Below are 13,142 nucleotides of genomic sequence, written 5' to 3'. Positions count from 1 at the left end.
ATCAAATTTTTCTACGGCTCGGCGTCGAATACCGACGTAAACGCCCGGATCGTGCAGGGCGTCGGGTTGAGGTGGCGGATGCGGACCCTGCCCTGCCCTTCCCAGCTGTCGTCGACCGGTACATCGACATTGCCGGTGTAGAGTTTCGCATTGCCGTCGGGTGCGACGATGCTCGGCATGCGCACGCTCTCCCAGCGGCCGCGGAGGAAGGACTGCACCTGCAGCCCGGTGGTGTCGGTCTCGAGCAGCGACAGGATGACTTTCGCCACCTTCTTGCGGCGGCCGATGACGGAACCGTCCTGGCCGCCGACGTCGAGTTCCAGCGTGTTGGCCTCGGACTGGAAGGGCAGCCCGACCTGCCACTTCCCAGCTGTGGCGCCGGCGGGCAGCGCCACCTGGCCGGAGGCAACCGGCAGGCCGCGATAGACCTTGCCGCCGGCCAGCACGTCGACCAGTTGGCCGTTGAGATGGCCGAGCCCGGAGACGACGTTGACGGGTGCACCCGAATAGGTCAGTCCGCAATCGACCTGAAAGGCATCCTCCAGCATGCCGTATTCGAATGGCGTGGTCATGATTTCGATGTAGCGCCTGGTCACCCCGCCAATGGTGCGCTTGACGATCAGCCAGATGTCGTCGACGCCGTTCTGGCCAGGCGTCACCACGGCGCTTTCAACGACCGCCCAAGTGGGTTGACCGGGGGCGGATCCAGCGAAGCTGCCGCCGAAGCGATGGCGGTGCATGCCGCGCACCTCCTGGCTCGGCTGGTGGGTGTAGCCGCCAAGTTCGCCATTTTCGAGCGGAAACCACAGCATCGGGTCGGGGTCGGTCTGGAAGGCGAGTTCGACCACGCCTTGCTTGGGGATATGTTCCGAGATCTGGCCGATGTCATCGGAGGTGAATCTGGCTGTAGAACTCTGCGTCAGCTCGGCGATCGATTTGCGCGAGCGGGTGACATAGAGGAAGGACTGCCCGGCATCGACCGGGCGGATGCGGGCGCAGCCAAAGGTGCGCGAACGGCGGTTCTTGAACGAGGACGGGGTGAGTGCCTCGTCGATGCCGGAGCCGGACAGTGCCCTGATACCGCCCGACGTGCCGATCAGCAGCGCACCATCGGAATCGGCGATCCAGACGATGTCGTTGGCCTGGCCGCCGCCGGCCTGGACGAATTCCAGCGCGTCGTCATCTTCCTCGCCGAGCGCGAAATTATCGAAGTCGCCGGTCGCCGATGCATAGACCGAGAATTTTCGACTGAAGGCCAACCGCTCCTCATAGAGCGAGCCCGCCTCGACATATTTTCCGGGCACGAAGGTGCCAAGCCGCCAGCGACTGATCGGACTGAGATCCGGCAAGGCATGGCCATACAGACGAACGGTAACGACTGTCGCGCTCGTGCGCGCTGCAATCTTGGCCCAGCGCCACCGCCCATCCGAACCGAGCAGCCGGATGGCGCGGCCAATATCCGATGTCTGGAACCCGGTATCATCGTTGATGCCGATGACCGATGACGCCGTCAGATTGAACGGCGTCATCAGGTCGCCGTCCTCGTTCGGCGCCCATTCGGCGAGGTCGGTTCTGGTACTGTCAGAGCCGCCGCCACCGTCCATGTCCATGCGCAGATATTCAAAGGCGGCCTTGTTGAAGAATTCGAAGAACCGACGCTCGGAGTTACCCCAGCCTATCTGGCCAATCCGCGAGTGGATGGTTGTCCATGTCGATCCGTCGTTCGAGCCCTGGATTTCCCATTGCGTCGGCATGTTTTCTGCTTCCGACGCGCTGTTCATGGCTTGCACCCAGTAGGCGTTGCAAACCTTCTGCGCTCCGCTCGCCTGCCGATATTGGACCCAGCCATTGGTGCCGGCACCGATCTCCGCACCTGTTCTGCTGTCCTTGTCGAAAATCGCCCACGCTGACGCGGAACCGTTGCTGGCCAAAGCCGTTCCGGCCGGAGCCGTCAAGCCTGTCATCTTCGGCACGTACGAGCCGTAACTGGCCGGCGTCATCGTGGTGCCGGTCGTGTTGATTGGGTCGTAAGGGCCGTCGAGGAACTCGTAACCTGCCAGCGTCCATGTCGTGTGGGCGGTGCGGGTCAGCACTTTGGGCGCATAGTTCTTGTGGGTGATCCACATCTGGTCGGCTGACTGGACATAGGCGAGGTCGAACAAATCGGCCTCCAGATAGGGCGAGGCCACCTCGACCGTGCCGACGCGGGCGCCATAGGCATAGACGCGGATATAGAGGTCGCCGAACTCCAGGCAGTAGGCCTGCTCGGAGGAGAAGATGAAGGGGATGGCGCGCGTCTTACTGGCCGAATTCTTCACCTCGTTGACGAAATAGCTGCCGCCGCGGGCGCGGATACCGCCATGCGGCAACGTGACGAAGTTCTCACATTTGGACAGCGCCGCACGATAGAGATCGAGTGAGGCGCGTGCGTGCAGGCGCGGGCTGATTTCGCCACGGGTGAAAACGTCCTGGATAGGGTAGAGCGCGGTCATCGGGCAGACACCCTGAAGTCGCCGCGCTGCTGCGCCCAGGATGAGGTGTAGAGCCGGCCGCCGCGCTGGATGGCGTTGGCGGCAAAGGCCGCATCCAGCGCCCGGTCATAGGCGGAGCGGGCGATGTCGATCATGCCCGCCTTGTGCGTCAAGGGATGCGCGATCTTTATGGCAAGGGCGGAGACCAGCACTTCGGTGAACAGCGCATCCCAGTCGTTCGGGTCGGTGAGGTTGGCGATGTAACGGCTGATCAATGGACCGGACCGGTCGCAGTAGATCAGCCCGGCTTCCTGGCGCCAGGAGATCGGTACGCCGTCCGGCTCGCCATTTGCGGTCAGCGGCAGCGGCCGCAGGCAATCGGCGGGCAGTTCATAGGCGAAGTTCAAGGTGCAATTGCCGCTGCCGGTGTCGGCGCCGGCGACGCTGGCGGCAAGGATGGCGAACACCCAGGCGTGCCTGGCGAGTTCGGCTTCCCGCGTCAGGTCGAAATGCAGGTTGAGCAGGCGCGCCGCCTTGACGTCCTGGTCGAGACTGTCGATCGGCGCCTCGTCGAGGACGGCGAGCGCCATATTGGCGATGTCGAGCGGGGTGATGGCCATGGATCAGCGCCTCGTGGATGGTGGTTGATTGGGCAAGGGTATATGGCGGAGCGCCAATCTCCCCCCTTGCGGGGGAGATGGCCGGCAGGCCAGAGGGGGGTGCTGTCCGCCGACCTGACCTAATTTGGAGAAGCGGTTGTGGGTTGAAGGGGGTTGAAGGGACCGGAAGTTGGCGATCCTTCACACCCCCTCTGTCCTGCCGGACATCTCCCCCGCAAGGGGGGAGATCAGCAGTTTCGGCGACCCGCTGGCAGGACGAAAGGTACTATGCCTCGGTCGTTTTCAGCGCGATGAACGTCATGCTCTTGACGCTGGAGGCCGTACGGTCCCAGTTTGCCGCCAGCGCGAGCTCGGCGTCGGTGGCGAACTCGCCGGCCGAAGACGCGTCGAGGAAGCGGGTGCCGGGCACATGCGGCACGAAGTGCCTTCGGCCGACCATTTCGGTGACGCCGCCGCCATGGCCCTGGCGCGGCTTGCGATCGAACTCGAGCGGCCCGCCCTCCGTGTTGACCGGAAGCTCGTTCCACAGGATCGCCTTGTCCTTGAACATGAAGGCGGTGTAGACGCCGGCCGCCACCGGAATGTCGTCATCGACCACGCAGCGCAGCCCCATATAATAGGGGATGAGCGGGCCGCCCTGCTCGGAGGACGGCACATAGTCGATGAGGTCGGCGAGCTTCAGCGCCTTCATCTGCTTGGAGTGCATCCAGATCGTCTTGAACTTGTCCGCGCGGTCGCCCATTAGATAGGCGGCCTCGATGATGTCGGTGTCGACGATGGAGGCGCCGGTGACACGCACCAGGTCGCCGCCGTCATTGGCGATGTTGTCGGCGACGACCCCTTTCAGGATGCCGAGCAGGGTCAGCTTGTTGGCGCGCTGCCAGTACTCGGTCTGACGCTTGACGATCAGCTTCTGCGGATCGTCGCCGGCCAGGATCGAGGTCAGGTCCGGAACGCCCCAGGCCTGGGCGCGAACATTGCGGGCGGCGACCTCGCGGCGGGCGCCGATCTTCTTCATCTCGATGGAATCGGCCGGATCGTCATTGACCGGTTCGGACGGATCATTGCCGAGATCCTTCCAGCCGGGCATGTCGACCGAGCGGCCGCCCATGGACAGCTTGGCGGTGATGGCCGGGTCGTTGAACAGGATGCCGGCCTGGAAGATTTCCAGCGACTGGACATGCTCCTCGAACGAGTACTGGGCATAAACGGACGGAACGATCGCGTCCGCGATACGGGTATAGGCGTCTGCCATTTTTCACTTCCTTTGAGGTTGATGTGGCGGCAAGCTTTGGAGGACTAAAGGGGATTGTTGGGCATCCAGAGGTTCGGGTTTTCACCGGCCTCGCGTGCCAGCCGCCGGGCGCGGGCGGGGTCGCTTTTGACAAGGGCTGAAATGGCCGAAATGTTGCGGTCACCGGCGGCGTTGCGCTTGAACGGATTGCCGCCGCTCAAAGCCGCGCCGCCGTCGATCGTGTCTTCCCTGAACATCGCCTCGCCGACGGCATGGAACGCCTTGGCGATCTGCGGATCGGTCAATGCGCCGTCCGGGAGAAGGATGCCCTTGGCCTTATAGGCGTCGACCAGTCCGAGCTTCTTCATCGCCCGGTTGGCGACCTCGAGCTTCTGGCGAAAGCCGTCGCTGTCGGTCGGTCCCCAGTCGCGCACGAGATCGTCATGCGTGGCTTCGACCGAGCGGGCGAGCGCGACGTCCTGGCGCGCGGCCTGCTCGGCCATGTAGCCGACGAAGCGGTCGTGATAGGCCTGCGCCACCTTCGGCGTGGCGCCGGCCTCGACCGCCCAGGCCTTGGACGCCTGGGCAAGCTCGTCCGAATAGGCGAAGTTTTCCGGCAGGCCGTCGGGCCGCCTGTACTCGACCTTGTCGGGCGATGTCAGCGGGCGCATGGTCTCGGGCAGCCGGGCATGAAATTTCTGCCAGTCTTCCGGGGATGCGTCGGGTGCTGGAACGCGCAGGCTCTCACCCTGCTGTCGCTCCAGTTCCGCATAGGAATTGAAAACCCGATCGAGGTTTTCGGCCTTGGTCCAGCCCTTGGCTTCAGCGAGCTTGCGGTTGCCTTCGGAAAGACCGTCAAACCAACTTTTGGCGCCAGGCGCGGCGGACCCGTTATCCGCACCTGCCGGTGGCCGTACTGGGTTGCCCGCAGGCTGCGCACGCGCCGCCACGGACCCGGAATCTGCCAGATCTGTCATGAGTGGATTCCTTTGATTGTTGTTAGAAGGAGCCGGCGGCGAAGCTGCCAATCTCCCCACCTGTGGGGGAGATGTCCGGCAGGACAGAGGGGGGCGCGAAGGAACGCCAGCGTTCGGGCACTTCGTCAGCCGAAGCCTCTCCGAATAACGCAAGTGTAAAATCGACAGGACAGGCCGGCGGGACAGCGCCCCCCTCTGCCCTGCCGGGCATCTCCCCCACAGGTGGGGAGATTGGCTGTATCACCGCCTACGCGTTATCGCCCCAGTTCTCCCACAGCAGCGTGATCGTGCCCGTCACCGCCAGCGTGCCATCGGCGTCGATATCCGTGCCGGTCGCAAACGCCAGGTTGAGATAGAGGTCGACCGGCGTCACCGTGCCGTCCAGCGTGGCGGCTGCCGCGACATCCGCGGTCGAGGCCGTCGACAGCGCGGCGCCCAGGCCATCCAGTGTGCGGGCCGTCGAAGCCAGCACATTGACCATGGCGCCGGCCAGCGTCGCACTCGATGCCGCCACAGAGCCCAGCGACCAGGTCAGCGCCGCATTGTCGTTGATGGTCGCCGCGCGGGTGGTCAGTACCGCAAATTGCAGTCTGGCCGTGCCGCCCTTGATGCGCACCTTGCCGTCGGCGAAATCGAGCAGTTTCTGGCTGGCATAGGCCAGCGCGTCGGCGACCGGCACCTGCATGCCGGCAAGGGTGAAGACGGTGCGGTACGAGCCGCCCTGCCCCGTGGTGACGGCCTTGAGGCCGAATTTGGGCGGGGCAGATCCGGCCTCGCGGGCGGCGGCGCGCGACAGCGTCCGGGGAAGACCTCGGGTCATTGGTATCTCCATTTCTGTTCGGAATTCTGGAAAGGACGTTATTCAGAAAGCGCCGGATCAGCGCTGGCGTATCGATTCAAACCGAGGCGCTATCGCCCTGTTCGCGCAAGGCGTTTCCGCTTTGGCGACCATTGTCTTCAAGGCCCGAGAAACCACGTCTCATTTCGTGAGCGGGCGCGCCGCCGTTTGGCCGCAATGCGACAGCTACTGGCAACCATTCGCTCCAATCCGCGTTTGGGGCTTCAAAGGAGTTCCAGGATGATCATCAGACAAGCCATTGCCGCCGTGCTCATGACTGCCGCTCTGGCAGGCTGCGCGACCCAGACCGAACAGCAGCAGAGGGCAACCAACGGCGCGCTTATCGGCGGCGGCGTCGGCGCGCTCGCCGGCCAGGCGCTGGGCGGCAACACCAAGAGCACCGTGATCGGCGCCGCCGGCGGCGCCCTGCTCGGCGCCGTCATCGGCCAGGCCACCACGCCGCAGCGCCGCGGCGAACAGCTGTGCCGCTACCAAGATCGCTACGGCCGCATCTACACGGCGCCTTGCGACGACCGGTATTACAACGGCGATTATTGAGGACGGGCTTCCCCTTCTCCTCGTTCAACGGGGAGAAGGTGCCCGAAGGGCGGTTGAGGGCAGCGCGATCCTCTGAGAGGCTGGCCCCTCACCTGCTACCGGCATCCTCAATCGTCAGAATTACCTTTTAAGCTCCGGCAAGATTTTCTCGTCGAGAAATTTGAGGCGGCCAGCCAGCATTTCGGCGTTGGCGGGATTTGCGTCTACATTGACTGGTATCAATTTCGCCACCGACTTTCCTTGTCGCGCTGCCTCGACCCAGTCCTCAAGGGCACCGATATAGCCATCAAGAGCCTCGAAAGGCGTCCTCGCGTCGTCGGCAGGGATATATGTCGGCGGCACATCGCCAACGATCACCCAGATCCATTGGTTCACATCCGGTCGCGGCTCTATCTCGAACAGGAAAATGTAGATTATTCCTTCCGCGCCATATCCGAAATATTCGCCTTTGATGGATAAGACCCAGGTGTAAAATTCGAGATACTGCCGTGCCTCGATTCGGGCGGCATCAAGATCGTCATCGGCGGTGCTGATGTCGGCCGGAGGCAGACGCATAACGCTGCTTAAGTCTGGTTTGGCGGTCTCCATGGCTAACTCCCTTGCCACCTTCGTCCAGCCCAGCGCACCGAGGCGGTCACCTCAACATCTGCAAAAGCCACGCCCGAAACACCTATCTCCAAAGGTTCCCGCTTGGCTTCCTCGGTGACAAGATAGCAGGGGAAGCTTGTTATGAGGACGTCACCTATCCAAACGTCAATCTCGTAGTGGAATTTGTGGACAATGGCGGGTGAACGCGATTGTCGAGGAGAGTATTTTTGCCAAAATCACCAGCGGCAAAAGGCTCTACATAATAGTAATCCATTTCTCACCTATATATTCCGAGAAGTGGAATGAGTGACCCAGAACTGGCAACTCTGGTGGATTAGGGTGACTTATTCATTGCATCGGCCCTCGTCATGAGTCTCTTTCGCCAAAAGGCTCAATCACCGCAGAGGGAATTCCTAGTCTTTCAAACAAATCAAGGACTCGCTCTGATATGACGAGATCGTAATTCGAAGCGATGCCAAAATCGTCGCGACCTGCTTGCCCGTCCACTTTTAACCAGACGAAATGTGGCAGTTCCTGCCCAGGCTGCAACTCATGAAATTCCTCCGACTCTGTCACCTCAGCATCGGAAAAATCAGCACCAGATATCCCCATCTTCAGCAACGCCTCCTTTGCTTCATCCGTTACAAGAAAGCATGGAAAGGTTGTGACAAGCGCGTCGCCGAACCATCCTTCTACCTCATAGTGCAGCTTGTGGACGACTGGTGGGTGAACGTCGGTGTCTAAAACCGTATGGTTACCCAGCCCACCAGCCACATCCGGCCTGATATCAAAATATCGCATTATTCACCTATCGGCGGGTCGAACAAATGGCCATATTTCTTGTCGATTTCTGTAATTTTATCAAGCCATTGCTCGCGCGTGAAATTGGGGTTGCGTTTATAGAATTCATCCCATTCAAACCTGATTACCTTTTTGTGTAGGTTTCTATCTCGTTTTTTTGGGATTCCTCGAAGATTTTCGTATGAATTTATTTCTTCTATATTTGTAATTCTTGGATCTCTCTCGACAACCTGCCTCTCGCCAGCATGATGAACAACGTTATCACTGCTCTTTAATTTCGGATTTCTGGCGTAAAAAATCTTGCGGTAATCCTCTGACTCGGCAACGCCTAGTTTTGCGCCGGAGTATCTGACCTTGTCTGGATCCCGGGCGAGCATTGCGCCTAGCATTGCATTGTCAAATGCGCGGTCGGATTTGGGGACCGATTGGAAAGCGAAGCTGGCCAGCCCCTGCTGGTATCGGAGCGTTTCGGCGTCCACGCCACCAACAAGCGCCTCGCCTTCGTCAGCTAACTCGCCCGGCCGCTTGGCGACGAGGCCTTCGGCTCGCTCGGCCGCGATAGCGCTCATAGACTCAACTGCTCGCGGTATGCCTTTCTCGGCGGCTCGGCCAAATCCGGGCACCGGTATCGCCCAGCCGAATGCGTCACCTCCCTGACGCATCATCACTTTCTCGGTGGGATTTGCAGGCTCGTAGTAGCCTTGGCTGAAATCGGGAGGGTCGATTGATCCGAAGGAAAGCCCGTAGCCAACTCCCTTCGTCAATTTGCCCGAGAATATCCCGGCATTTGCACCCGCCTTGCCAAGCGCCTTGGCGTCAGCTCGAAACACCTCGCCCGCTGAAAGGCCAGGCTTGCCGCCGGGGAGTATGCCGCCCAGGCCGGCTTCATCCAATTCCCGGACCAAAGCTGCCCGCGCGACAGGATCTTTGGTGCGCGCAAACAACTCGCTCGCCTTGGCGTAGCGGTCCATCAAGTACGCGCTTCCGCTGTCGCGCTGTTCGGCAAGCTCGAGCAGGTAGGAAAACGTTATTGGCTGAAGATTTTCATCTTCGATGCCCAATACTTTTTGCAGAGCGACAGACAAGGCTATCGTCTGATCGTAAAGGTTCGGATCATAGTTCCCCGGATTCGAAGCCCCGCTGCCAAACACGGCTTCCCAGCCCTCGAAGGTCTTTTGAGACAATCCGCTGACGTAGCCACCGGCACCGACCCGCCGCCTCTCCCGCACCAGCTTTGCCGCGGCGTCGGTGATCTCATAGCGCTCCTGGTCCTCAGGTGAAGCGTTCGGCCCCGGCTCAGCGCTGACAACAGCGGCATCGATCGCCTGGTTCGACATGGTACCCATGTCAAAGATTTTCTTTCCGACCCCGGCTCGCCATTCGAGAACCCGCCGGCGCCTGTCGCCCTCATCGAGGCCATAGATGATCCGGTAGGCATCCTTGCCCGGTATTCCGCCGGAGTAGGCGCCCGTGCGTGCGAACTGGTCCGGCGCTTCCGCCTCGGCGCGACCGATGGCAATGCGCGTCTGGATGTCCTGCGAGAACTTGGCGACCTTTGCCTTTAAGGCCAGGACATCCTGTTCCTCCTGGGGAAGATCGTCCCTGAATGCCTGCGCTATGCGTTCGTCCGGAGTCTGCGTGCCGACGCGGCCTTCTTTCCCGGGCGCCATCCTTGGGCCTTCCACAAAGGAGTTGCCCGCAGCCTGCGCGCTGTCGCCCATAGCCCCACTGCCGGCGGCCGGCGTGCCAACGCCAAATATCGCCAGCGCGCGCTTCGGGTCCCTGGAAATCAGCGCCTCGAACCGCGCCTTGGCGGCGGTGCTGTGCCAGTCCTTGGCCAGTTGCTGCCTGATACCAGGATCGACCCCCATCTTGTCGATGAGATCGAGCCCGTCCTGCCTGGCCGCCTCGAAGGTCACGTGGTCGTCGGGGTGCGCCTTGCCGATGGCGATGGCGTTGGTTCGCAGCGCCGTGTCGACTTGGGCCCGCTCATAGTCTTTGCGGCGTTGCAGCTGCTGCGCCGCCATCCGCCAAGCACCCTCGGTGCGCAGCGTCTCCTTGCGAGCGCTGAGGCCGGGGTGCAGCTCGGGCGGCATCTGGCTCAGGAAGCCCTTGAACAGGGTGTCGAACCGACCCGTTTGCAGCACACGCCCCGTGTGCGGATCGACCTGGCCATACATGCCTTCGGGCAGGCCGGCGCCATCTGCCGGCGCATTGACAACCGCCTCGGTCTCGGCCTGCGCGATCTCGCCGTTCAACTTGCGTGCGGCGACCTCGGTATCGAAGGCCTGCTGCTGCGATATGAGCTGCTCATAGCGCTCGGCAACCTCCTGCCAGTAGCTGTCGGGCTGCTGGCTTGGCCCGCCTGCCGGCGAGGAGCCAGTATCTTGCGCCGTATTGCCGGGCCGGCGCCGGGCAACAGAGAGAGGAATGATGTGGACCTGTGTCTGGTTCCTGCCGATGGAGCGCATTGCCGGAGGTCGCGGCAAGCCGCAACGCATGCCGATCGCGTCGTTTGCGGACTTTCGGATTGATGTTTTTTTGGAGAAGCCGAGGACGACGAAGTCCCTTCTCCCCGTTCACGGGGAGAAGGTGCCCGAAGGGCGGATGAGGGGCAGCGCGAACCTTTGAGATGCCGGAGCCGCCCCTCACCTGCCTGCCGGCATCCTCTCCCCGTATAGTGACGGGGCGAGGAAGGCAGCTTCAGCGCTGGCGCTCTACCCCTCCATCCTCGCCGCCTTCTCCAGCGCAGCCAGCTGCGTCTCGTCCAACGTCAGAAATCCCATAATGTGCTGCACCACTTCAGCCCGCGCATTGCTGAGCGCGCTGTGCAGCTCGAAACCGTTCGGCGTTCTCGTCCTGGCCATCCATTCGCCATAGGACGGGCGGCGGTAGTAGCCGACGGTTGCCGCGAGGTCGGCCAGCACCATTTCGCCGTCTTCGCCGGAAAACACCCGGAGATAGGCCTTGGCCAGCGCGTCGCGCGCCTTGGCGGGGCCGCCGGCCTGGCCGGCACGGGCGAAGCGTTTGCCGCTCATGCGCGCTGCTCCGGCGCGGCCGGCACGGCCGTCGCCTGCCTGTTGGCGGCTGGCGCGGCCGGCACGGCCGTCGCTTGCCCGCCGGCGCCCGCCTGCAGCATCAATGCATCGAGTAACCCGCTGTCGCGCGCCTGCACCGCTGCCGGCACCGCGTCCTTGGCGACCTTGCCGGCGGAGGCGATCGCCGCCATGCCGGCCTGGGCTTGTTGGGCCTGTGCTCTTGCTCCACGCAGACCTTCCACCTCCTCCTTGCGGCGAAAGATGCGCTGCGGGCTGCGGCCGGCGCTCTGCACGATCTTCAGCGCTTCGTCGCCGTCGATATTGTCCATGATGCCGGGATCGAACTGCGCCATCTGCATGGCCGTCGTCACCACCTGGATGGTGTCGCGCGCCTCGGCCGAGCGGCGCAGCACATCGAGCGGGCCGGTGAAGGTCGGCCGCACCGCCTTGCCGGCGAGGCTGTCCGGCGGCGCGAAGCGGCTGTCCTCGTCATAAAGCCCCTTGTCCTCGAGAATTCCGAGCTCGCGGTCGAGATTCGAGGCAAAGCCGGCCTGGATGATCGAGCCCGAGGGGCCGAGCAGCGCGCCCTTCTCCTCCTGGCGGATTAGCGCCTCCGTCGCCGTCATCTGCGGGTTCTGCACCAGCGTCTGGAACAAATTGACGAACATCATGTCGCGGATTTCTTCTGCCCGGCTCGCCGCGTAGTTGAAGGCATAGGTCGGGTTCTGCCCGGTCGCGATCGGCTGGATCACCGGCCTTCCATTGTCGTCGATGAGGCCGGGATAATTCTCACCGGGGTTGAGCACCGGGACATAATCGAGCCTGGCCTTGGACGCCGTGGCCGGATCGGTGATCTGCTGCAGGGCGCGAAGGCCCGAGCGGCGCACCGCGTTCTCCTCGCGAACCGTCGTCAGCGCCTCGATAGCAGGCGAAATGCCATAGGGGTCGCCCTCGTAGCGGCGCCAGTTGAAGGTCGACACCGGGAAGGACCGAAAACCGCTCTCCCTGACGATCTCCTCCTCGTCCTCGATGACGTGATAGGAGGCAAAGGCCGTGTCGAGATACTGATAGTCGCCGGAAAGCCGGTACATCTTGCGCTCGTCGCGCGGCTGGATGCACTGGATCAGCGAGATCCTCGTCTCGCATTTGGCGGGATCGTCGACCAGCATCTTGATCCGCGCCGGCAGCTTTTCGTAGCCGAGCAGCTGCGAGGCCTGCCTTGCCGTGCGCTCGTAGCGGCGATGGAAAATGTCGACCTGGCCCCAGCGGTTGCGGGCGAGATAGCCCTCGACCACGGGGATCGAGGCATAGCGGATCAGCGTGCCGCCAAAGCCTTCCTCGGCATAGAGATAGGCCGGACCGTAGCGCACGACATTGCGCAGGCAAGCCTGCGTTGCCGGAACGAAATTGGAGTTGGCGGAATAGCGCAACGCAAACAGGAAATCGCGCAAGCCTTCCGCCCATTCCTTCTCCTCGTCGGTCTCCTCGTCGTTCATTTCTGCGGTGGTCAGCCCGTGCCATTTTTCCGACTGCGGGATGATCAGGCTTTCGAGCCCGGCGGCGAGGCGATTGGCGGCCGAGTTGATGGTGTTGGCATAGACGCGGGCACCGCGCCGCTCCTGCCGCTCGGCCTGCGAATCCGGTCCGCCGCTCCTGCGCCCGCTCCAGACATCGGGCGCATCGGGATCGCAGAATTCCGCCACCTGCTCCCACACCGCCTCGTACTGAGAGCGCTCGGTCTCGAGCTCGGATTGGCGGGACAGGATATCGCGGGCACGGGAATCGGTCATGAGGGGCTCGCTGGGTAGGATGTGAATGGACGGCGAAGTGTCCAGCCGATAGATGGGTAACACTTTGAACCGGATACATAGGTGACACTTCTCTCCCCCTATGCGTCCGCCGCATCGCCAAGCGGATTGGTTGGCGCGGCGCTGCGGCGGACAAGCTTCATGTGCCGTGTGTCGATGATGCCGAGCGGGTGGGCATGGAATGAGAGTGTCCATTGTCCGTCTTCGGT

At 62.5% G+C, this 13,142-nt stretch carries 11 protein-coding genes and 1 pseudogene; 1 reads left to right on the top strand and 11 read right to left on the bottom strand.

Going from position 1 to position 13,142, the window contains the following annotated elements:
• Positions 1-11 precede the first annotated feature (11 nt).
• From NKI96_RS27870 to NKI96_RS27850, 5 genes are all read right to left on the bottom strand, one after another.
• The gene (locus NKI96_RS27870; protein WP_352807187.1) at positions 12-2,492 is read right to left on the bottom strand and encodes a phage tail protein; all 2,481 of its coding nucleotides are present in this window, start codon (positions 2,490-2,492) and stop codon (positions 12-14) included.
• Positions 2,489-3,091, bottom strand: coding sequence for a phage connector family protein (locus tag NKI96_RS27865; protein ID WP_352807184.1), 603 nt, complete (start codon positions 3,089-3,091; stop codon positions 2,489-2,491). Before NKI96_RS27865 ends, NKI96_RS27870 begins: the two co-directional genes overlap by 4 nt.
• A gap of 265 nt (positions 3,092-3,356) precedes the next feature.
• Entirely contained in the window at positions 3,357-4,346 is a 990-nt protein-coding gene (locus tag NKI96_RS27860) for a hypothetical protein (RefSeq protein ID WP_023751142.1), read from the bottom strand.
• Between the two features lie 44 nt (positions 4,347-4,390).
• Complete coding sequence (locus tag NKI96_RS27855) at positions 4,391-5,302, bottom strand: hypothetical protein (protein ID WP_027049704.1); 912 nt, start codon at positions 5,300-5,302, stop codon at positions 4,391-4,393.
• Between the two features lie 247 nt (positions 5,303-5,549).
• Complete coding sequence (locus NKI96_RS27850) at positions 5,550-6,122, bottom strand: hypothetical protein (protein ID WP_023743949.1); 573 nt, start codon at positions 6,120-6,122, stop codon at positions 5,550-5,552.
• A gap of 258 nt (positions 6,123-6,380) precedes the next feature.
• Here NKI96_RS27850 and NKI96_RS27845 point away from each other — a divergent pair, with 258 nt between their 5' ends.
• Entirely contained in the window at positions 6,381-6,698 is a 318-nt protein-coding gene (locus tag NKI96_RS27845; protein ID WP_023695029.1) for a YMGG-like glycine zipper-containing protein, read from the top strand.
• A gap of 120 nt (positions 6,699-6,818) precedes the next feature.
• Here the strand turns inward: NKI96_RS27845 and NKI96_RS27840 are convergent, their stop codons facing one another.
• From NKI96_RS27840 to NKI96_RS32620, 6 genes and pseudogenes are all read right to left on the bottom strand, one after another.
• Positions 6,819-7,286: a hypothetical protein gene (locus tag NKI96_RS27840; RefSeq protein ID WP_032904592.1), complete on the bottom strand. Its 468-nt coding sequence runs from the start codon at positions 7,284-7,286 to the stop codon at positions 6,819-6,821.
• A gap of 366 nt (positions 7,287-7,652) precedes the next feature.
• The gene (locus NKI96_RS27835; RefSeq protein WP_023695031.1) at positions 7,653-8,087 is read right to left on the bottom strand and encodes a hypothetical protein; all 435 of its coding nucleotides are present in this window, start codon (positions 8,085-8,087) and stop codon (positions 7,653-7,655) included.
• Positions 8,087-10,558 carry a hypothetical protein gene (locus tag NKI96_RS27830; RefSeq protein WP_023695032.1) on the bottom strand — a complete coding sequence of 824 codons (2,472 nt, stop codon included), beginning with the start codon at positions 10,556-10,558 and terminating at the stop codon, positions 8,087-8,089. Before NKI96_RS27830 ends, NKI96_RS27835 begins: the two co-directional genes overlap by 1 nt.
• Positions 10,559-10,804: 246 nt before the next feature.
• Positions 10,805-11,125: a Bbp19 family protein gene (locus NKI96_RS27825; RefSeq protein WP_027049706.1), complete on the bottom strand. Its 321-nt coding sequence runs from the start codon at positions 11,123-11,125 to the stop codon at positions 10,805-10,807.
• Positions 11,122-12,915, bottom strand: a complete 1,794-nt coding sequence (locus tag NKI96_RS27820) for a portal protein (protein WP_352580042.1) — start codon at positions 12,913-12,915, stop codon at positions 11,122-11,124. Before NKI96_RS27820 ends, NKI96_RS27825 begins: the two co-directional genes overlap by 4 nt.
• 98 nt (positions 12,916-13,013) lie before the next feature.
• Positions 13,014-13,142, bottom strand: a pseudogene (locus NKI96_RS32620) (integrase); the annotation flags it as partial.

The organism is Mesorhizobium sp. M0292 (assembly GCF_040321695.1).
Taxonomy (GTDB): domain Bacteria; phylum Pseudomonadota; class Alphaproteobacteria; order Rhizobiales; family Rhizobiaceae; genus Mesorhizobium.
The sequence above is the reverse complement of the archived record's forward strand: the minus strand, read 5'-3'. Positions and strand labels throughout refer to the sequence as shown.

Bases quoted from the DNA above. Each gene is read 5' to 3' on its own strand.
- NKI96_RS27870 (WP_352807187.1), bottom strand. From the start codon at position 2,492: ATGACCGCGCTCTACCCTATCCAGGACGTTTTCACCCGTGGCGAAATC.
- NKI96_RS27865 (WP_352807184.1), bottom strand. From the start codon at position 3,091: ATGGCCATCACCCCGCTCGACATCGCCAATATGGCGCTCGCCGTCCTC.
- NKI96_RS27860 (WP_023751142.1), bottom strand. From the start codon at position 4,346: ATGGCAGACGCCTATACCCGTATCGCGGACGCGATCGTTCCGTCCGTT.
- NKI96_RS27855 (WP_027049704.1), bottom strand. From the start codon at position 5,302: ATGACAGATCTGGCAGATTCCGGGTCCGTGGCGGCGCGTGCGCAGCCT.
- NKI96_RS27850 (WP_023743949.1), bottom strand. From the start codon at position 6,122: ATGACCCGAGGTCTTCCCCGGACGCTGTCGCGCGCCGCCGCCCGCGAG.
- NKI96_RS27845 (WP_023695029.1), top strand. From the start codon at position 6,381: ATGATCATCAGACAAGCCATTGCCGCCGTGCTCATGACTGCCGCTCTG.
- NKI96_RS27840 (WP_032904592.1), bottom strand. From the start codon at position 7,286: ATGGAGACCGCCAAACCAGACTTAAGCAGCGTTATGCGTCTGCCTCCG.
- NKI96_RS27835 (WP_023695031.1), bottom strand. From the start codon at position 8,087: ATGCGATATTTTGATATCAGGCCGGATGTGGCTGGTGGGCTGGGTAAC.
- NKI96_RS27830 (WP_023695032.1), bottom strand. From the start codon at position 10,558: ATGCGCTCCATCGGCAGGAACCAGACACAGGTCCACATCATTCCTCTC.
- NKI96_RS27825 (WP_027049706.1), bottom strand. From the start codon at position 11,125: ATGAGCGGCAAACGCTTCGCCCGTGCCGGCCAGGCCGGCGGCCCCGCC.
- NKI96_RS27820 (WP_352580042.1), bottom strand. From the start codon at position 12,915: ATGACCGATTCCCGTGCCCGCGATATCCTGTCCCGCCAATCCGAGCTC.